The following is an 18,033-nucleotide window of genomic DNA, read 5'->3' on the forward strand; positions in this document are numbered from 1 at the left end:
CGGCCTGTCACCATCTACAGTCCGGGTGCGGGGCGGGGGTGGGGGGGGACGCGGCCCCGGTCCGTGGGGGGGGGTCCGCGTGGCGGGGGGGCCCGCCCCGCGGCCAGCGACACGACGGGCCCACAGGAGCAAGCGCCGGCGAGCCGCACCGGAACGTCAGTCACCCGCCCCGCTGAGTGAAGGTCAGCCGCACGCGGCCCAGCGGGCGAGCCGTGGCTGCCAAGGAAGTTGACGGTCAGTTGCCTTCGGGCTTGACCTCGGTGGCCACGAAGTCGCCGATGGCGCCGAACACGACGCCCGGCTGCTCGATGTGGGGGAAGTGCCCGACCTCGGGGATCGGGCGGAAGGTGGCACGGGGGAAGGAGTCGGCCAACGCGCGCTCGTACTCCAGCGGGACGATGCCGTCCTGCTCGCCGGCGAGCACCAGGACCGGGACGGTGACGCGGTGCAGGCGGCCGCGCAGCTTGGGATCGTGGCAGAACGGGTCGCCGGCATACAGGGCCAGGGTGCGCTGGTTGGCGGCCATGACCGCCTTCTGCTCGTCGCTGAGCGCGGCAGGGTTCGGGCGCAGGGCGGGGTTGTGGAAGGCCAGTTCGCCGGTGCGGACCGGGCCGAGGTCGGCGGGGTTGGCGATGGCCAGCGGGGGCCCGGGGGTGATGCCGGTGGAGCCGAGCAGGACCAGTGCGCTGATCCTGCCGTGGTTGTCGCGCAGTCCCATCTCGGCGGCGATCCAGCCACCGACCGAGCTGCCGGCCACCATCACCCCGTCCAGGCCCAGTTCGTCGAGCAGGTCGAGATAGGCGGAGGCAAGGTCGGCGACGGTGTCGGTGGTCTCGGGGCGGGGCGTACCGTCGAAGCCGGGGTGGGTCGGGACGACCACGTAGGCATGCTGGGACATGCCGGCGGCGAAACCGGCCATCGAGCGCGGTCCGGCGCCACCGTGCAGCATCAGTACGCCGGTGCCGTCGCGGTTCTCTCCGAACTCCTGCACGGTGACACTGAGACCGTGGTGCAGGTCGATGGTGCGGGTCGTGCTGGTGGGGGCGGAGACGGTCATAGGCGGGCTTCCTTGTCGCTGATCAGGGGGGCAGCATTGGCCGTGGCACCGGTGACGGTGGTCGTGGCGTAGCGGTCCATCACTTCGGCCGTGTTCTGCGGGGTCATCGTCCGGCCACCGGTGATCATGTCGCGCAGGTCCCGGAAGTACTGGACGTACAGGTCCGGGGTGAAGGTGTTGATCATGACCAGGGGTTGATCGCCAGGGTTGGCGAAGGTGTGCGGGGCACCCGGGGGAACCATGACCAGCGTTCCGGCGGGCGCCTCGTGCACGTCGTGGCCGACGGTGAACCGGGCGGTGCCGGAAACCACGTAGAAGCCCTCGTCGTGCTGGGCGTGGCGGTGTTGGGGCGGTCCTTCGGTGTGCGGCGGGATGGTGATCTCGGCGATCCCGAGCCGGTGTGCGGTGGTGGTGCCGTCCTCCAGGATGCGGATCCGGGCCCGCCCGAGGTCGATCACCTCTCCGCCAGTGGGAGGGACGACGGAGACGTCTGGTGTCATGGCCAATCCTTCATGAGAGCCGACTCTCATGACTGTAGAGCTGTCGCACGAGTTCATGCAAGTGCTCTCTCATCATTGGAGTCCACTTGCTATGGTGGGGTCGTGCAGGAGACGGAACCGAAGACACCTCAGAGCGCCCAAGGCCGCGCCAACCAGAAGCTGCGCACCCGCGTGGCGATCGTGTCGGCCGCGGTCGAGCTGATGCGCAGCGGGCGCGAGGTGACCATGCCCGAGGTCGCCAAGGCAGCCCTGGTCTCCGAGGCCACCGCCTACCGGTACTTCCCCGACCTGGCCAGCCTGCTCCGGGAGTCGATGGCCGACGAGTGGCCCACCCCGGAACAGGCTCTGCGGGCGGTTGCCGACTCCACCGACCCGGTGGAGCGCGTCGCCGCCGCGACGGAGCATCTGCTGCGGCAGGTGGTGGCCTACCAGGGCGCCACCCGCGCCATGATCGCGGCCACCATCACCCGCCCCGAGGCCGCCGCCACCCGACCTGCGCTGCGGCTCGGGCTCATCGACCACGCGCTCGCCCCTCTGGCGGACGCCCCGGGAATCGACCCCGCCACGCTGGCCCAGCTGAAGCGGGACCTCGCCGTCGTCATGAGCGCCGAGACCCTCTTCACCCTCACCGACCTGCTCCGCCTCGACGCCGAGGACGCCATCGCCAGCGCCGTCCACACCGCCACCACCCTCACCCGGGCGTTCCTCGGCGCCGGGCGGACCTGACCCCGTCGCCCTCGCCCGCCCGCCCCGGCCGGGTCCTCACCGCTGCCGAAGGCGGCGTGTTCGCCGGCCTCATCCCTGCTTGAGGGCGGTGCGGTGGACGACGAGGGCGGCCACGTCGTCGTCCAACGTTCCCGCGGTGTAGGCCAGCAGATCGGTGCGCAGGTGCTCGATCAGGGCCTCAGGGGATGTGTCGCACCGCCCCTCGACGCGTTCGGTCAGCGGGTAGAAGTCCCCCGCGAGGTCACGGCCCTCGCTCACTCCGTCGGTGTAGAGCAGCAGGCTGTCGCCCGGCCGGAAGGGCGAGACGTCCACGGTGTACTGGGCCTCCAGGAGCACGGCGAGGTTGAGTGGCGGGGAGGGCATGCTGGACTCCAGCACGTGGACCCGTCCCTCGCTCAGCAGCAGCGGCGGCGGGTGGCCGCAGCTCAGGGTGCGCACCACGGGTTCGTCCTCGGGCACTTCGAGGAACAGCGCGGTGGCGAAGCGCTCCTCGGCGTCCGGGGCCGGGACCTGGAGGGAGAAACGGTGCACGCTGGTCTCCAGCCGGGCGGCCAGCGCGGGCAGGTCGGGCGCCTCGGGCGCCGCTTCCCGGAACGCGCCCATCACCACGGCCGCCACCTGGACGGCGGGCAGGCCCTTGCCGCGCACGTCGCCGATCAGCAGCCGGATGCCGTGGGGCGTGTACTGGGCTTCGTAGAAGTCGCCGCCGATCCGCGCGCGGGCCGCCGCGGCCAGATAGAGCGCCTCCATCCGCAACGGTCCCAGGCGGCGCGGCAGCGGCCTGAGCAGCGCTTGTTGGGCGGCCTCGGCAACGGACAGGACGTCGGCGAGGGCACGCTCGCGCTGCTGGCGCACCTTGCTGACGTACATGGCGGCCAGCGTGACCACGGCGATCACGATCAGGGTCAGCCATGACCCTCGCTGACCGAACAGGCCGTACCCGAGCGCCAGGACAACATCGGCGCCGAGGGCGGCCAGCCCGATCAGGCCGGTGCCGATCACGTTCCAGCTGGCCGCCGCCAGTGCGGGCGATGCCACGAACAGCCGGTTCAGCAGCAGAGCGGTGGGGTTCACCAGATCGAGGAGGGTGATCAGCGGAATCAGCGCCAAGGGCGCCAGATGCACCACGACGGTAGCGGCGCCGCTGGCGCGTGCTCGCTGCCTGAGACTGGTCACCCGCTGGACGGCAAAGCGTTGGAGCTGGAACACAAGAGCCTGACTCCCTCGAGTCCGAGCGCATCTTCGCCTCCATCGTCCGCCATCCACCGGCCAGCGGCCAGCGTCATCGGACGCGGCCGAGGTGGCGGGCAGCAGCGCCGGGACCGAAGTTCGCCGCCCGCTGGGAGCGCTACCGTCGCGACGTGCCCTCCCGGGCCGGACACACGTCGCTGATCTCGCAGCGGTCGCACTGAGGAAAGCGAGCCGCGGGCGGCGCAGGCTATCGCGGCTCACTGTGGCCACCGGTACGGCTGAGTATGCGATTCGATGAGTTCGGGGTGCCATTCGACGAGCAGGACGGTGGCGTCATCGCTGAGGTCGTTGCCATGGTGTTCGAGGATCACGTGGATGAGCAGTCGCAGGACCTCGCTTGGGTGCTGGCCGGCCTGCTGTCCCGGCGGGGAGCACCGCATCCTGGCGCAAGTCCCCTACCGCGAAGCCGTCGACCGATTCCGCACCTGGCTCGCCGAGACAGCCCCGGCGGTGGCCGCTGCTGCGGGGCCCGGCCGTCATGACACCGTCCCCGCGCAGTTCCGGCCCGTCGTTCCGGGCACCAGCAGCGAGGGCCTGGCACTGTTCTGAACGAAGTCGGGGGCGTGTTCGCACGTCCTGCAGACAGAGGCAGGGCTCCGAAGCCGCATGTCGTGCGCGGCGCCGAATATAGGCAGGCCACCTGCTAATCTTTTTGTCAGGCAGCCTGCTTACTTTCTTGGTGAGGCGTCTCCTGGAGAGCCGGCCGCCCGGACACACGGAGGAGTCGCGTATGAATGTCACAGGCAGTGCCGACGCGGTAGACCGGCGCCCGGCAAGTGACGCGAGCCGGAAGCCTTTCGGTGCACGCTTCGTGACACCGCTGTACGTGGGCGCCGCACTGAACCCGGTGAACAGTTCGATGATCGCGACGGCGCTGGTGCCCGTCGCGGCCGCGATGCACATAGCCGTCGGCCAGACCGCGGTGCTGATCTCGACCCTGTACCTGACCAGCGCGATAGCGCAGCCCGCCGCCGGACGGCTCGCTGAGGAGTTCGGCGCGCGGCGGGTGTTCCTGGCCGGCACCCTCACCGTGCTCGTGGCGGGATTCCTCGGCGGCTTCGCCTGGGGCATGGCCCCTCTGATCGTCGCCCGCGTTCTGATCGGCGCCGGCACGTCCGCCTGCTACCCCTCGGCGATGCTGCTGATCCGCCGGCGTGCCGTGACAGCGGGACTGCAGGAGCCGCCCAGCAGCGTTCTCGGCGGCCTGGCGGTCGCCGGTGCGGCCACCGTGGCGATCGGTCCGGCAGTAGGCGGCCTCCTCGTCGGATGGTTCGGCTGGCGGACCGCGTTCCTGATCAACGTCCCCGCCGCGCTGCTGGCGTTGGTGATGGCTCTGGCGTGGATCGGCAAGGACCCCGCCCGTGAGCGGGGGCGTTCCCCGCGCACGATCGCCCAGCGCCTCGACCTGCCGGGCATGGTCGTCTTCGCCGGCACCCTGATCACGCTCCTGGTCTTCCTCAACGACCTGCAGCAGCCCGACTGGGTCCTCCTGGTCGCGACCGTCGTGCTGACGGGTGTGCTCGTCGCCTGGGAGCTCAGGGCGGCCAATCCGTTCCTGGACGTCCGCCTGCTGGCCTCGAACCCCGCTTTGACCAGCACCTACCTGCGCAACGGCCTGACCCTCCTGGGTACGTACGTGATCCTCTACGGGCTGACCCAGTGGCTCGAGGCCGCTCGCGGCCTGCCCAGCTTCCAGGCGGGCCTGATCCTCATCCCGATGGGCGCCCTGTCGGCCATCACGGCACGGATCGCCTCCCGCTGCAGCGGGGTCCGGGCCTGGCTCATCGCTTCCGCGGCTCTGCTGCTGGTGGGAGCCGTCGCCACCTTGCCTCTGACCACCGGGACGCCGATCATCGCCCTGGTTGCCGTCACCGCGCTGTTCGGCCTCACGTCAGGGGCCAGCACCGTGGCGAACCAGACCGTCCTGTACCGGGAGGCCCCGGCCGAGAGCATCGGCACCGCCTCAGGGCTGCTGCGCACCTTCGGGTACGTCGGCTCCATCGCCTCGGCGGCCATCACCGGCATGGCCTTCCACAGCCGGGTCGACGACACCGGCCTGCACCACATCTCATGGGCCCTCGTCGTCATCGGCGCCGTCGTCCTCCTCATGACGGCCTTCGACCGACGTCTGGCCGACACCGCCCGTAAAGAACCCGCCGGCCAGGAGCCGCAACGGCTCACGACCACCGCTGCCGACGCCTCCTAGAACACAGGAAGACAGAAGGACATGACCGCACCCATCCCGCCCATCATCCCCTCCCGTACCGCCCTGCTGCTGATGGACTTTCAGCCTGCGGTCCTGGCCGCCGTGCCCGACAGCGAGAACGTGCTCTCGCGCGCGCAGGCGGGCCTTGCCTGGGCCCGCTCGCACGACGTCCGCGTCGTCTACGTCCGGGTCGCCTTCGCGCCGGAGGACTTCGCGGCCGTGCCCGGGCGCAACAAGACATTCGCCGCTGTCGCGCAGCACGGCTTCCTGGCCGACGGAAGTCCCGAGACCGACCTGCACGACTGCCTCGATGTGCGGGACGGCGACATCGTGGTGCGCAAGACCCGCATCGGCGCGTTCTCCGACGCCACCGGTCTCCACGAGAGCCTGCAAGCCCAGGGCATCGACACGCTCGTGCTCGCCGGACTCTCCACCTCAGGCGTCGTCCTGACAACTCTCCGGCATGCCGCCGACGAGGACTACCGGCTCTACGTGCTCAAAGACGCGACCGCCGACCCCGATCCGGAGGTCCACCGGGTCCTGATCGAGAAGGTGTTCCCGCAGCAGGCAGAGATCATGGACACCGACGACCTGTGGACGCTCGGCAAGGCTGTCTGAGTTCCGTTCCGGCGGGAACGGGCGACCCATTCCCGCCGGAACGACGCCGACGCCTGCGGCCGGTCAGCGCCGGCCCGTCACGAGGCGCCGTCGGCGAGCCGGTTCATGAGTGCGGCGGCCTTCAACAGGGTCTTACGCTCATCCGCCCTGAGCTGGGTTCTCAGTGCCACCTCGAGCCAGGCTTCACGGGCCGCCGGCATCGTCTCGACCAGCGCCCGCCCCTCGGCCGTCGCGTGGATGAGCGCCTTGCGCCGGTCGGTGGGATCCTCGCTGGCAGTCACCAGGCCATCGGCGCGCAGGGTCGAGAGCGTCTCAGCCATCGACTGGCGACGTACGTGCTCCGCTGCTGCCAGCGCACTTGCCGTGGTCGGACCTTCGGCGACCACTCGCGCCAAGGTGTTGACCTGCGACCAGGTCCATCGCATTTCCTCAGGCGCCGATTCGGTACGCAGCCGGGCACGCAGGCGAGTCATCGCCTTCATCAACTCGGCGGCGATCTCTGCTTCCGGTGTTGCTGCGCTCCCCACCCGGCAAGACTAGCCGGTGAGCAGGCCGCCTGCCATTTCACCGGTATCGCGTCCAGGTCAGGCCCTTCTCGTGGCGGTCATCGAGTGGGGCGGGTGCGGAAGATCGGCCAGCCCACCTCGGTTCGCCACAGGCTGTCGTCCGCCGTGTCGGTCGGGCCGACCAGGTAGTACTCCCGGATCGGTCCTTCCACCGCCAGGGCGTGGCGGGTGACATACGCGCCGAGCGCGCCGTAAGCCCGGTCGATGTCTGCATGGGAGCCGGCGTGGACGACGGTGGCCAGCTCCACGGACGGGACGGCCAGCGGTGCGACCCGGCCCATGAGCCTGGGGGAAGGGTCACAAGGCAGGAAGACCGTGGCCTGGCCGCGGCCGTCGGCGAACAGCTCGTTGGAGAAGATCCCTCCAGCCGGGCCCGTCGGGGCGATCCCCTGGGCCGTGACCGTGGCTTTCAGCTCGCCGAGCGCCCCCTGGTACCAGGTCAGGGCGTCGCCGACGTCGACCGTGTCGGTGATCGCCGCAGCGAGGGTGACCGGCACGTAGCGGTGCTGTACCGGTCCCTCGGCTGCCGGGTGGTCCAGCAGGTTCCGCAGCGACGACACCGCCTCCTCGGTGCGGGCCAGGTTGGCCTCCAGACGAGCCAGGTGGCCGGAGATGAGCCGGTTGCGGGCTTCCACGTCCGGGGCGGTCAGGACCTTGTGGATCTCGTCCAACGGCATGTCCAGGTCCCGGAACCGGCGGATGATCTGAGCCGTGGAGATCTGATCGGAACCGTAGCGACGGTAACCCGTGTCCGGATCCACCGCGACCGGCTCCAACAAACCGATCTCGTGGTAGTGGCGCAGCATCTTGACGCTCAGATGCGTCGCCCGTGAGAAGTCACCGATGGCCAGCGTGGAGATCACCCTCCCAGTCTGAAGCCTCCCACGGTGGGAGGGTCAATCGGCGAAGCGGCCCTTGCCCCTCCCACCGGGGGATCCCGGAACCTGGGCGCAGACACCACGAGGGACCGAGAGAGGACCGAGCCCGTGCCCAGCCAGCCATCCCCGAGCGAGATCATCACCGAGCTGCCCCCGATCGTCGCCGAACACATCGCCGCCGTGAACGCCTTCGACACCGACCGCATCGTCGGCACCTTCGCCCCCGGCGCCTACGTCAACGACAACCGGCGCGAGATCTGGGGCGCCGACGCCATCCGGACGTTCATGGACAAGGAGTTCGTCGGGGACCACGTGACCATGGAAGTCCGAGAGATCTTCGACCACTACGGCGACCTCATCGTCCGGGCCAAGTACGACGGCACCTACGACAAGACCAACCTCCCCGAGGAGCTGGTCATGACCAGCTACTTCGCCATCCGCGACGGCAAGATCGTGAGCCTGACCGTCATCCACAACCAGCCCTCGCCCTACTGAGCCGGAGCCGATCCATGAGCACACTGGTCATCACCGAGCTCTTCTCCCAGCCCGGCCGCGGCGACGACGTCGCGAACCTGCTGCTGGACATCCTGGGAGAGAGCCTCAAGCACGAGGGCTGCGAAGACATCCGCATCCTGCGCGACCAGAACGACGCCGACCATGTCGCGGGCCTGACCCAGTGGACCGAGGCACACAACTACACCGACTACCTCGCCTGGCGCACCGAACACGGCTTCACCGCCACCTTCGAGGCCATGCTCACCCGCCCCCTGGTGATCCACTACTACGACGAGATCTACCACGGCAAGGGCATCGCAGCGCGCACGGAGGAGGTCTGACAGCCGGACCGCGCAGAGGATTCGGGCACCGCACCGCCGAGTCGAAGTCCTCACCCGGGCGGACGCCCGGCAAGGCTGTCCGAGTTCCGTTCCGGCCGGAACGAGCGACCCGTTCCCGCCGGGCCGGCGCCGACTCCCCCGGCGGTCAGCGCCGACCCTCACGAGGCGCCCGCAGCGAGCCGGTTCATGAGTGCGGCGGCCTGCAACAGGGTCTTGCGCGGCGGCGTTCGTCTTCAACTCGCGGCCGGTGGACGGGATGCGGGCTTTCCGTGCCGCACGGTGAGGTACCCGGCTGCGAGGAGCGCCAGCACGGTCGCGCATTCGGTGACGATGCTGATGAGTGCCTGCGGCGCGGGTTGCAGGCCGTGCTCGATGAATCCGAGGACGCCTGTGGTGCGTGAGGCGGCGAATCCGGCGAGCGCGCCGAGAGCGGTGCCGGCTGCGGCGAGTCGGATGAGCGCGGGCGGCCGGAGGAGGGCTCCGGCCAGCAGCAGCGGGCCGAAGCCGAAGGAGGCCGCGGCTTGGAGCAGGAACAGCATCCCGACGGCGTGCAGGTAACGGTAGCCGTCGAGGTAGAGCTGGGCGTGGACGACGCCGCTGGCGATGAGCGCGGCCCCGGCGGCCACGGTGAACGCTCTCGCCGCTGCGGGCGGGCGGGCTCCGGTCATCGCGAGGATGCGCCTGGATACAAACGCGGGGGTGTCGTTCATGTCAGTTCCTGATCGGTGATCGCCAGTGAGGTGGTGCCCTCTCGGTATTCGACGCTGCGGATGCCGAGGGCGGTGTGCAGTTGCCGGGCCGGCAGCACCTGCGGGGTCGGCGCGGGGGCCTGGCCGGGCTTGGGCAGCGGGTAGGCGGTCGTGGTGGCCGAGTGGAAGGTGACGTTGCCTTCGACTCGGCTGAACAGCTGGTGGACGTGCCCGTTGAGTGCGGTGACGGAGGAGAACCGCTTGAGCAGGTTCAGCACCTGCAGCGAGTCGTCGGTGGACCACCCCCACTGCGGGTACATGGCGAACAGCGGGATGTGGCTGAACACGACGATCGGGGTGTCGGAGGACAGGCCGGCGACGTCGCGGCGCACGAAGTCGATCTGATCGGCGCCGAGGTGTCCGAGCTTCTCCAGGCTGAGGGTGTTGACGAGCGCGATGAAGTGCACGCCGTGCGTGTCGAAGCTGTACCAGCCGTCGCCTTCGGTGCCGCGCCCGAAGGCCTGCTGGTAGGCGCGGCCGTGGTCGTCCACGGAGTCGTGCTCGCCGGGGACCGTGAAGACGCGATCGGTGCGCAGCCCGCTCATCATCTGCTTGACCTGGTCGAACTGTGCCGGGGTGGACAGGTGGGTCAGGTCGCCGGTGTGCAGGACGAAGTCCGGCCGGAATCCCAGGTTGTTGACCTGGTCGATGGCGTGGGCGAAGGAGCCGGTGACATCCGTGTTGGCGGGCCCGGTGAAGCCGATGTGGCTGTCGGAGATCTGCACGAAGCGCAGGGTGTCGGCATCGCCGGTCGCCGCGGAGGCGATGCTGTCGCGCGTGTTGGCGATGTGGCTGATGACCTCGCCACCGGTGACGCTCAGCACCACGGCGGCGCCGAACCAGCCGGCGTGCCGTGCGAGCTGGCGTCGGGTCATGGGGGCGGTCACTGGGTCACCGTCACCGTGGCCGTCATGAACGGGTGGATGGTGCACAGGTAGCCGTAGGTGCCCGGGGTGGTGAAGGTGTACGAGTAGCTCTGCCCGGTGTTGAGCGCCTGCGAGTTCAACGCTCCCGCCTTGTTCTGGCTGGTGACGGTGTGCGCGTCGGTGTCCTGGTTGGTCCAGGTCACCGTGGTGCCGGCCTTCACCGTGATGGCGGCGGGCGCGAAGGCGAAGTTCTTGATGGCCACGCTGTCGGTGGCGGCCGGTGCCCCGGCCGGCGTCTGCGCGGCCGCGCTCGCCGGCATCGTCATCGGCGGCATGGAAGCGGTTGCGGTCGGCGCCGTGGACGGCTGCGCGGCGCCGGTTGCGGTCGGCGCCGTGGACGGCTGCGCGGCGCCGGTTCCGGTGGCGCCGGGCATCCCGGCGAGGCTCGACTGGCCGGAGCCGGCCGTGATGGCGGTGGCCGTGGCCGACGCGGTGCCCTGCGTGGGGCTGGAGCATGCGGCCAGGGTCAGGCCGGCCGCCGCGAGCAGCGCGGCCGCGGCGCCGGCCCGGCGCCGGGGGAAGGACTTGTCCATGGTTCGGCTTTCTGATCGGCCCTGGACGGGCGCGGATGAAGACCTCGAGCTGGATTCGGCGGGCGTGGACCAGGCGATGCGCCACGGCCCGCCGCCGTCGCAAGGGGATACGGACGGGGGTTACACCCGCACCGCTTTCGCAAAGGGGATACGGACGGGGGTTACACCGGCACCGCGCACCGCTGTAACCCCGGCCCGTATCTCTGGGCGAGAAGAATCGACGAAGGGTCTATCGATGCCGAGGCAACGGGTCTGGTGTACGCCGCGCTCTATGATGAGTTGTGGCCGGTCGCGACAGGTTCGCAGCGCTCAGACGGGTCGGCCTGGGCATGGCCAGGCGGGCTGACACCGCGGTGCCGACGACTCGCCCCCCGGTGGTGCTGCCGTCGGCGACGTATCCCGACTGGGACGCGATCTACACCGACAACGTGGGGCGGATCTACCGGTTGATGTTCGCGAAGGTCGGCAACCGTCCCGACGCCGAAGACCTGACCTCGCAGGTGTTCACGGCCGCGTTCGGGCCGTTGCACGCCGGCGCCGAGATCGGCCAGGTGCGCGCCTACCTGACGGCGACCGCGCGCACCGTGCTCGCCGAGCACTGGCGGCGCACGCTGGGCCACCAGGTCACCGAGATCGACCCCGACGCCACCGACCTGGCCGATCAAGCGCCCGGCGCCGAGGAGGCCGACAACGAGGCCGCCGGCGCGCGTGCCCAGCAAATCCTGGACGCGCTACCTGAACGGTCCCGGCAGATCCTCGTGCTGAGATTCCTGCGCGGGTACACCATCCGGCAGGCCGCGGCGGAACTCGGGGTCACCGTCGCGAACGCGAAGGTCATCCAGCACCGCGCCTTGCGCGCGGCCGCCGACGTGGAGAAGAAGGCCGAGATGGAAGGGGAAGCGCCATGAGGCGGCAGGCGGTAGACCGCTACGTGGAACGGCTGCTCGGCCGGCGCCGCCCCAAGCCGTTCGCGGCCACCGAGGAAGAGCTCGCCGTCGTGCGCACCGCCATCGATCTGGCGGCCGCCGGACCGGACGCCCAGGGCCCCTCCCCAGCGTTCGTCGACCGGCTGCGCCAGCAGTTGCGCGAACAGGAGCAGGCGCAGGCTGCCACGCCCGCACCGCAGCCGGCGTGGCGCACCCCGCCGCGTCGCCGGGTGTTGGCCGCGGGCGCGCTCACCGCCACCGGCGCCGTGGCCGGCATGGCCGCGGAAAAGCTCCTGGTAGGGCCCGACGCGGGCGCGCAGGCACAGCAGCCCGGCTCGTCCGAGGAAATCGTCCCGGACATCGGCAGCTGGCAGCCGGTCGCCCGCACCGCCGAGGTTGCCGAGGGCGCCGTCGTCGCCTTCGACCTGGGCACGGTGACCGGATTCGTCCGGCGCACCGACGGGCGCGTCCGGGCCGTCTCGGGTATCTGCACCCATCAGGGTTGCCGGCTCGGCCTCGACAGCGCACGCGACCGACTCGCCTGCCCGTGCCACGGCGCGACCTTCAGCCTCGCCGGGGTGAACCTGACGCGTCCGCACCAGGCCGGGGAGCCCCTGCCCACGCTGCCGCGACTCCCCGTGCGCGAACTCGACGGCACCATCCAGATCTACGCCCCGGCGATCAGCCAGTCCCAGTCCCCGCAGTCCAGCGCGTGACGTCCGGCAGGAGACCGGCTGTGAAGGGAGCCATGCGCTGCGCAGCTGGGTCAGACCGTGCGCTGACTGGGGGCTGCTACTGGTGTGCCGCCCGTGGCTCGGTCATCCGGCGGGCGGCCTCGACGACTGCCGAGCGGTGCAGGGCCTGCAGCTCGGGTGACCATGCCTGGCCGCCCTCCCCCGCGTCGCGGCCTTCGGCGGCGAAGAACCATGCCTGGGCCACGGCAAGCACCATGGTCAGCAGATCGTCGGGCACCAGCTCCCGGGCGAGGTCACCACGCTGCTGCGCTTCGGCCACTTCGGCGACCTTGCGTCGGAAGGCGTCGGGCTCGAGTCCGGTGGCGGAGGGGCGCTCCAGCAGTTTCCATAGCCGTAGGCGCATGAGGTCCGGCCGGGCGACGAGGTGGTCGAAGATCGCGCCTGCGTACCCGGGCAGGTCGTCGACGTCGAAGGGCACCGACTCGGCCCCCTCCGTGAGCGCCCGTCGCAGGACCTCGTCGAACAGCTCCTCCTTGTTGCCGAAGTAGACGTAGATCAGCCGCTTGTTCGCCCCTGCGGTCTCGGCGATCCGGTCCACCCGGGCCCCGGCGATGCCGTAGGCGGCGAACTCGGTGAAGGCGGCGTCGAGCAGCCGGGCCCTGGTGGCTTGGGAGTCGCGTGGCATGGGCACCACCCTACCAAGTAACTATCTAGTTATTGACATTGATGGATCAGAGCCATACGGTCATGTATCTATCCAGTTAGTTATGGAGGAATCCCATGGACCGCCACACACTCGGCCGCCAGGGTCTGACCGTCAGCGCCCAGGGCTTGGGCTGCATGGGGATGAGTGCCTTCTACGGCGCCACCGACGAGACCGAATCGCTGGCCACCATCGAGCGTGCGCTGGAGCTGGGCATCACCCTGCTGGACACCGCCGAGAGCTACGGCCCGTTCGTCAACGAGCAGCTCCTCGGCAAGGCGCTGGCCGGGCGCCGGGATGCAGCCGTGGTCGCCACCAAGACCGGCGTGGAGATCACCGACGACGGCCGCGTGCTCGGCCTGAACGGCCGGCCCGAGTACGTGCGCCGGGCGCTCGAGCGCTCACTGCGGCACCTGGGCGCCGACCACGTAGACCTGTACTACCTGCACCGCATCGACCCCAAGGTGCCGATCGAGGAGACCGTCGGCGCGCTGGCCGAGCTGGTAACCGAAGGCAAGGTCCGCCACATCGGCGTGTGCGAGGCGTCCGCGCAGACCATCCGACGCGCCCACGCGGTCCACCCGCTGACCGCCGTGCAGACCGAGTACTCGCTCTTCGAGCGCGGCATCGAACACGACGGGGTGCGCGACACCCTGGCGGAGCTGGGAATCGGCCTGGTGGCGTACTCCCCGCTGGGGCGCGGCTTCCTGTCCGGTGCCATCACCAGCCCGGACGACTTCGCCAAGGACGACTGGCGCCGTACCGACCCCCGCTTCCAGGGCGAGAACTTCGACCGCAATCTCGCGGTTGTCCGCGAGGTCCACCGTCTCGCCGCCGACAAGGACGTCACCCCCTCCCAGCTGGCGCTCGCCTGGGTGCAGCACCAGGGCGCCGTCGCCATCCCCGGCACCAAGCGCCGCCGCTACCTGGAAGAGAACACCGCCGCGACCGAGGTGACCCTCACCGACCGGGACATCGCCGCGATCGAGGCGGTCGCCCCGCACGGCGTGGTCACCGGTGAGCGCTACGCGCCCGAGCTGATGCGAACGCTCAACGGTTGAGTTCACGCAAGCGCGCGGCGGTGGGCAGCCGACACCTCACACCAGTGCATCACGAAAGACATCTCACGTGCCTAACAAGTCAAGCCGCGACGGCCAGATCCGCTGAGGAGGAGGTGAAGGCGTGATCCTCGTCGAAGAGCTGCCTGGTCTGCAGGCAGTGGTAGAGCTGGCCGATCAGGCGGTTGAGCAGATGCCGTTGGGCCTGGGCGTGCCAGTCGCCGTGCTCGCGCCTTCGCCGGTAGTGGGCGTCGGCGCCGGGCGAGGCCCTGAGCGCGGAGAAGGCCCAGAGGAAGCCCGCCGTGATGAGCCGGTTGTTCTTGATGAACCGGCGTCCGACGTGGCGTTTCTTGCTGGACGCGCGGGTGACCGGCGCCGATCCGGCGTAGGCCTTCAGCGCACGGGCGTCGGCGAAGCGGCTGCGGTCGTCCCCTATCTCGGCAAGCACCCGGGCACCGAGCTGAACCCCGAGTCCGGGAAAGCTCAGGATGACCTCAGCGTCCGGGTGCTCGCGGAAACGGGTCTCCACCGCCTCGGCGAGCTCCTCGGCCGCGAGGCAAGCGGCGTCCAACTGCCCTATCAATGCCGCGAGTTGGAAGCCCATGGCGTCCTCGACGGCGGCGGGCTGGCGGGCATGGTCGCCGTGGAAGATCTCGTACAGGCGCTGGGCTTCGGCGTCGATGCCGCGCTGGCGGCCGGCCTGCTTGAGGGCGGCCCGCAGCTCGGGCAGGCCGAGGCGGGCGGCCCTGGCCGGGGTCGGCGCCGCCGCCAGGACGGCGCGGGCCTCGGCGCGGGCCAGGCCGTGCTGCTTGCCCAGGAAGGCGTCCAGGGCGGCCGGGTAGTACTCGCGCAGCAGCGAGCGGACCTGGTTGACGAGCTGCTGGCGGTTCCAGACCGCGTCCTGCTGGGCACGGGCGAGGACCGCGATGGCGCGGGCCTGGTCCGTGTCGGCGGGCAGCGGCCGGTGGGCGTGCATGTCGGTGCGCAGGATGTTCGCCAGGACCAGGGCGTCGCCCGGGTCGGACTTCTTGCGGGAGACGGCGTGCCGGTCGCGGTAGCGGGCGGCGGCCAGCGGGTTGACCGCGTAGAGGGGCCGTTCGCCGGTGCGCAGGGCTGCCACGAGCAGGCCCCGGCTGGTCTCGATGGCCACAGGTATCGGCTGTTCGGGGGTGTCGCCGTGCTCGGCGAGCAGGTCCAGCAGCAGCCGGTAGCCGGCCGCGTCGTCGCTGATGCGGCGTTTGGCCAGGAGCTGTCCGGTCTCGTCGACCAGGGCCACGTCATGGTGGCGCTCGGCCCAGTCGATCCCGCAGAACACGGTCACGCTGCCCTCCGTTCGGTTGTCGTTTGCGCAGGTGGTGAGCCTGATTGGGCCACGCGGCGACCTAATTCCAGGACTCGATCGGTCCGCCATCTCACAAGCCGTTCGCGGCACCAGCGGACCGCGGGGGTCTCCATCTCGTTCAGAGCTCGACGGCTCGGGACTGAAGCAGAGATCGCCCCGTGGCGGGCTCGCACCACGACGATCAACGTCCGGCCGGTCCGGACGGGTTTCGCGGCGGCCCGTGAACGCCGGGCGCCACCGGTCTTTCGTGAGGCCTCACCGGGCCGGGACACATGAGGAGTCAGCCCGGCGCCCACGCGACCACCGCGAAACCCGTACCGGATGGAACAGCAGACCTCGCACCAGGCCTGGAAACCCTGACGAGACCCGGCCCCACCCGGCAGCAAATCCACCGGCCCACCCCGGGCCGACTGGAATCACTACTCACGAATTAGGACATTCCCATGCCCCGAACGGCCGATCGGATCACCATCGGCGAGACGTCGATCACCTATCTCCTGGACGGACACGGTGTACACAATCCGGACACCATGATGCCGGGGGTGGACTGGTCGGCACACCCCGGCTCGCTCGAAGACGGCCAGCTCGTCCTCACGTTCGGAGCTTTCCTCATCCGCGCCGGGGACCAGAAGATCCTCGTGGATCTCGGTCTCGGCGAGATGGACGTGAATCTTCCCGGACTCGCCCATGTGCAGGGCGGCCGGCTCCTGCAGAGCCTCGCCGCCGAAGGACTGTCCCCCGACGACATCGACACGGTGGTGTACACCCATCTGCATCTCGACCACATCGGCTGGACCAGCGATGTCGCGCCGGTTCCGAGCGCACCCGAGCCGAAAACGCCGAGTGGCCTCACCTTCGCCCGGGCACGGCATCTCATGGCGGAAGCCGAGTGGCGGCACTGGACCACTGAGGCGGCAGGCGAGCTGAGCGGGCCGGACGCCGAGGCCACGATCAAGCCACTCAAGGGTGTCGTCGAGTTCATCGGGAACGGCGACACCATCGCGCCCGGCGTCGCTGTCGAGGACACGTCCGGTCACACCCCCGGTCACCTGGCGGTCGTCGTGCGGGACCCGTCGGGCGGCAGTACCGAATCGGTGTTCATCGCGGGAGACATCTTTCATGCTCCGGTAGAAATGGCCGACCCGGCCTGCGTGTTCTCTTCGGACGTCAATCCGGACCAGGCCCGAGCGGTGCGCAACCGCGTGCTCCGGCGACCGGACACCGTGATCGCCGCCGGGCACTTCACCAACGGCGTGTTCGGTCGGGTCACGCCGACCGGCGGCACGTACACCTGGACCCCCGTGGGCCACACGCCGGCGTCCTGCTAAGCACACCCGTGACGCCGGGGAGAGCGACCACCATCGGCACGTGAACGGCACGTTCGGACACCCGGCGCCCGCAGATCAGGAGCCCCCTTATGTCAGTACCTCAGACGCCCCGCACACTCGGGGCGAGCACCACCGCCGCCGAGGTGATCGACGGCGTGGACCTGCACGGCCGTCGGGCCGTGGTGACCGGTGCCAGTTCCGGGATCGGAGTGGAGACGGCCCGGGCGCTCGCCGCGGCCGGCGCCGACGTCACCCTGGCTGTGCGCAACACCGACGCCGGTGCGCGCGTGACGGCCCGCTTGGAGGCCGAACTTCCCCCCGCTTCAGGCACATTGACCGTGTCACGACTCGACCTGGCCGACCGGTCCACGGTCGAGGCGTTCGTGGCCGCCTGGGACGGCCCGTTGCGCATCCTGGTCAACAACGCCGGGGTGATGGCCCTTCCGGAGCTCACCCGCACCCCTGACGGCCGGGAAACGCAGTTCGCCGTCAACCACCTCGGGCACTTCGCGCTCGCCGTCGGCCTGCGCCCGGCACTCGCGGCGGCACAGGGCGCGCGGATCGTCTCGGTCAGCTCGATCGGCCACCTCTTCTCACCGGTCGTCTTCGACGACCTGGACTACCGCTTCCGCCCGTACGACCCCTGGACCGCCTACGGGCAGTCGAAGACCGCCAACGTCCTGTTCGCCGTCGGGGCCGCCGAGCGGTGGGCCGACGACGGCATCACCGCCAACGCACTGATGCCGGGCAACATCGCCGACACGTCGCTGGCCCGGTACATGGGCGCGGAGCAACTGGCCGGCTTCATCGACACGACCGGACTCGCACTGCCCCCTCAGAAGACCGTCGAGCAAGGCGCCGCGACTACGGCGCTGCTGGCCGCCTCGCCGACGGTGGAGGGCCTCACCGGCCGCTACTTCGAGGACTGCGCACAGGCACAGACGGTCACCGAACGAGCCGGTGCCATCGCGGGCGTGGCGCCCTACGCCCTGGACCGGGAGAACGCCACCCGGCTGTGGGCCGTGTCCGAAGCCCTCGTCCACTAGCCCCGTCCTTCGCACATGACTGGTTCGGATGAACTGGTGATGCGACCGGTACCCCGGTGGGGTGCCGGTCGTTGAGCCCGGCATGCCGA

The 18,033-nt window shown here is 70.3% G+C and carries 21 protein-coding genes; 11 read left to right on the forward strand and 10 right to left on the reverse strand.

Features of this window, described 5'->3' with window-relative positions:
- Positions 1-235: 235 nt before the first annotated feature.
- Together ACFVWU_RS40180 and ACFVWU_RS40185 are read right to left on the reverse strand one after the other, a co-directional pair.
- Positions 236-1,057 (reverse strand): alpha/beta fold hydrolase, encoded by an 822-nt coding sequence (locus tag ACFVWU_RS40180; protein WP_387630551.1) that lies wholly within the window; start codon positions 1,055-1,057, stop codon positions 236-238.
- A complete protein-coding gene (locus tag ACFVWU_RS40185) occupies positions 1,054-1,557 on the reverse strand; it encodes a cupin domain-containing protein (protein WP_387630553.1) in 504 nt (167 codons plus the stop codon). Before ACFVWU_RS40185 ends, ACFVWU_RS40180 begins: the two co-directional genes overlap by 4 nt.
- 102 nt (positions 1,558-1,659) lie before the next feature.
- Here ACFVWU_RS40185 and ACFVWU_RS40190 point away from each other — a divergent pair, with 102 nt between their 5' ends.
- Positions 1,660-2,283 (forward strand): TetR/AcrR family transcriptional regulator, encoded by a 624-nt coding sequence (locus ACFVWU_RS40190; RefSeq protein WP_387630554.1) that lies wholly within the window; start codon positions 1,660-1,662, stop codon positions 2,281-2,283.
- Between the two features lie 69 nt (positions 2,284-2,352).
- Here ACFVWU_RS40190 and ACFVWU_RS40195 read toward each other — a convergent pair whose 3' ends face one another.
- Positions 2,353-3,408: a PP2C family protein-serine/threonine phosphatase gene (locus ACFVWU_RS40195; RefSeq protein ID WP_387630555.1), complete on the reverse strand. Its 1,056-nt coding sequence runs from the start codon at positions 3,406-3,408 to the stop codon at positions 2,353-2,355.
- A 441-nt stretch (positions 3,409-3,849) separates the two neighbouring features.
- On the opposite strand from ACFVWU_RS40195, the gene ACFVWU_RS40200 reads away from it, so the two are divergent.
- The 3 genes from ACFVWU_RS40200 to ACFVWU_RS40210 all read left to right on the forward strand — a co-directional run bounded on the left by ACFVWU_RS40200 (position 3,850) and on the right by ACFVWU_RS40210 (position 6,358).
- The gene (locus ACFVWU_RS40200; RefSeq protein ID WP_387630557.1) at positions 3,850-4,083 is read left to right on the forward strand and encodes a hypothetical protein; all 234 of its coding nucleotides are present in this window, start codon (positions 3,850-3,852) and stop codon (positions 4,081-4,083) included.
- A 277-nt stretch (positions 4,084-4,360) separates the two neighbouring features.
- The gene (locus ACFVWU_RS40205) at positions 4,361-5,740 is read left to right on the forward strand and encodes an MFS transporter (RefSeq protein WP_387630559.1); all 1,380 of its coding nucleotides are present in this window, start codon (positions 4,361-4,363) and stop codon (positions 5,738-5,740) included.
- Between the two features lie 21 nt (positions 5,741-5,761).
- Entirely contained in the window at positions 5,762-6,358 is a 597-nt protein-coding gene (locus ACFVWU_RS40210; protein ID WP_387630561.1) for a cysteine hydrolase family protein, read from the forward strand.
- 77 nt (positions 6,359-6,435) lie between these two features.
- On the opposite strand, the gene ACFVWU_RS40215 is transcribed toward ACFVWU_RS40210, so the two are convergent.
- Both ACFVWU_RS40215 and ACFVWU_RS40220 read right to left on the reverse strand, forming a co-directional pair.
- On the reverse strand, positions 6,436-6,885 hold the full coding sequence (locus ACFVWU_RS40215; RefSeq protein ID WP_387630563.1) for a MarR family winged helix-turn-helix transcriptional regulator: 450 nt from the start codon (positions 6,883-6,885) through the stop codon (positions 6,436-6,438).
- Between the two features lie 77 nt (positions 6,886-6,962).
- The gene (locus ACFVWU_RS40220; RefSeq protein ID WP_387630565.1) at positions 6,963-7,787 is read right to left on the reverse strand and encodes a MerR family transcriptional regulator; all 825 of its coding nucleotides are present in this window, start codon (positions 7,785-7,787) and stop codon (positions 6,963-6,965) included.
- 123 nt (positions 7,788-7,910) lie between these two features.
- Here ACFVWU_RS40220 and ACFVWU_RS40225 point away from each other — a divergent pair, with 123 nt between their 5' ends.
- Both ACFVWU_RS40225 and ACFVWU_RS40230 read left to right on the forward strand, forming a co-directional pair.
- A complete protein-coding gene (locus ACFVWU_RS40225) occupies positions 7,911-8,297 on the forward strand; it encodes a nuclear transport factor 2 family protein (RefSeq protein ID WP_387630566.1) in 387 nt (128 codons plus the stop codon).
- A 14-nt stretch (positions 8,298-8,311) separates the two neighbouring features.
- Positions 8,312-8,638 (forward strand): putative quinol monooxygenase, encoded by a 327-nt coding sequence (locus ACFVWU_RS40230; protein WP_387630568.1) that lies wholly within the window; start codon positions 8,312-8,314, stop codon positions 8,636-8,638.
- A 233-nt stretch (positions 8,639-8,871) separates the two neighbouring features.
- Here the strand turns inward: ACFVWU_RS40230 and ACFVWU_RS40235 are convergent, their stop codons facing one another.
- Genes ACFVWU_RS40235 through ACFVWU_RS40245 form a run of 3 tightly spaced genes read right to left on the reverse strand, consistent with a single transcriptional unit; the run spans position 8,872 to position 10,846 of the window.
- Complete coding sequence (locus tag ACFVWU_RS40235; protein ID WP_387630570.1) at positions 8,872-9,348, reverse strand: hypothetical protein; 477 nt, start codon at positions 9,346-9,348, stop codon at positions 8,872-8,874.
- On the reverse strand, positions 9,345-10,262 hold the full coding sequence (locus tag ACFVWU_RS40240; protein WP_387630572.1) for a metallophosphoesterase family protein: 918 nt from the start codon (positions 10,260-10,262) through the stop codon (positions 9,345-9,347). The genes ACFVWU_RS40235 and ACFVWU_RS40240 overlap by 4 nt, the downstream gene beginning before the upstream one ends.
- 8 nt (positions 10,263-10,270) lie before the next feature.
- The gene (locus ACFVWU_RS40245) at positions 10,271-10,846 is read right to left on the reverse strand and encodes a plastocyanin/azurin family copper-binding protein (protein WP_387630574.1); all 576 of its coding nucleotides are present in this window, start codon (positions 10,844-10,846) and stop codon (positions 10,271-10,273) included.
- A gap of 374 nt (positions 10,847-11,220) precedes the next feature.
- Here ACFVWU_RS40245 and ACFVWU_RS40250 point away from each other — a divergent pair, with 374 nt between their 5' ends.
- Positions 11,221-11,754: an RNA polymerase sigma factor gene (locus tag ACFVWU_RS40250; protein ID WP_387630577.1), complete on the forward strand. Its 534-nt coding sequence runs from the start codon at positions 11,221-11,223 to the stop codon at positions 11,752-11,754.
- On the forward strand, positions 11,751-12,488 hold the full coding sequence (locus tag ACFVWU_RS40255) for a Rieske (2Fe-2S) protein (protein WP_387630579.1): 738 nt from the start codon (positions 11,751-11,753) through the stop codon (positions 12,486-12,488). Before ACFVWU_RS40250 ends, ACFVWU_RS40255 begins: the two co-directional genes overlap by 4 nt.
- Positions 12,489-12,564: 76 nt before the next feature.
- On the opposite strand, the gene ACFVWU_RS40260 is transcribed toward ACFVWU_RS40255, so the two are convergent.
- Positions 12,565-13,152, reverse strand: a complete 588-nt coding sequence (locus ACFVWU_RS40260) for a TetR family transcriptional regulator (RefSeq protein ID WP_387630581.1) — start codon at positions 13,150-13,152, stop codon at positions 12,565-12,567.
- Between the two features lie 95 nt (positions 13,153-13,247).
- On the opposite strand from ACFVWU_RS40260, the gene ACFVWU_RS40265 reads away from it, so the two are divergent.
- Entirely contained in the window at positions 13,248-14,231 is a 984-nt protein-coding gene (locus ACFVWU_RS40265; protein ID WP_387630582.1) for an aldo/keto reductase, read from the forward strand.
- Positions 14,232-14,310: 79 nt separating this feature from the next.
- Here ACFVWU_RS40265 and ACFVWU_RS40270 read toward each other — a convergent pair whose 3' ends face one another.
- The gene (locus ACFVWU_RS40270) at positions 14,311-15,549 is read right to left on the reverse strand and encodes an IS110 family transposase (protein ID WP_387630585.1); all 1,239 of its coding nucleotides are present in this window, start codon (positions 15,547-15,549) and stop codon (positions 14,311-14,313) included.
- 464 nt (positions 15,550-16,013) lie between these two features.
- Between ACFVWU_RS40270 and ACFVWU_RS40275 the strand changes: the two genes are divergently transcribed.
- Positions 16,014-16,898, forward strand: coding sequence for an MBL fold metallo-hydrolase (locus ACFVWU_RS40275; RefSeq protein WP_387630587.1), 885 nt, complete (start codon positions 16,014-16,016; stop codon positions 16,896-16,898).
- 89 nt (positions 16,899-16,987) lie between these two features.
- Complete coding sequence (locus tag ACFVWU_RS40280) at positions 16,988-17,944, forward strand: SDR family NAD(P)-dependent oxidoreductase (protein ID WP_387630588.1); 957 nt, start codon at positions 16,988-16,990, stop codon at positions 17,942-17,944.
- The last annotated feature ends 89 nt before the right edge of the window (positions 17,945-18,033 follow it).

Origin of the sequence: Kitasatospora sp. NPDC058190, from assembly GCF_042883685.1 — a bacterium.
GTDB lineage: Bacteria > Actinomycetota > Actinomycetes > Streptomycetales > Streptomycetaceae > Kitasatospora.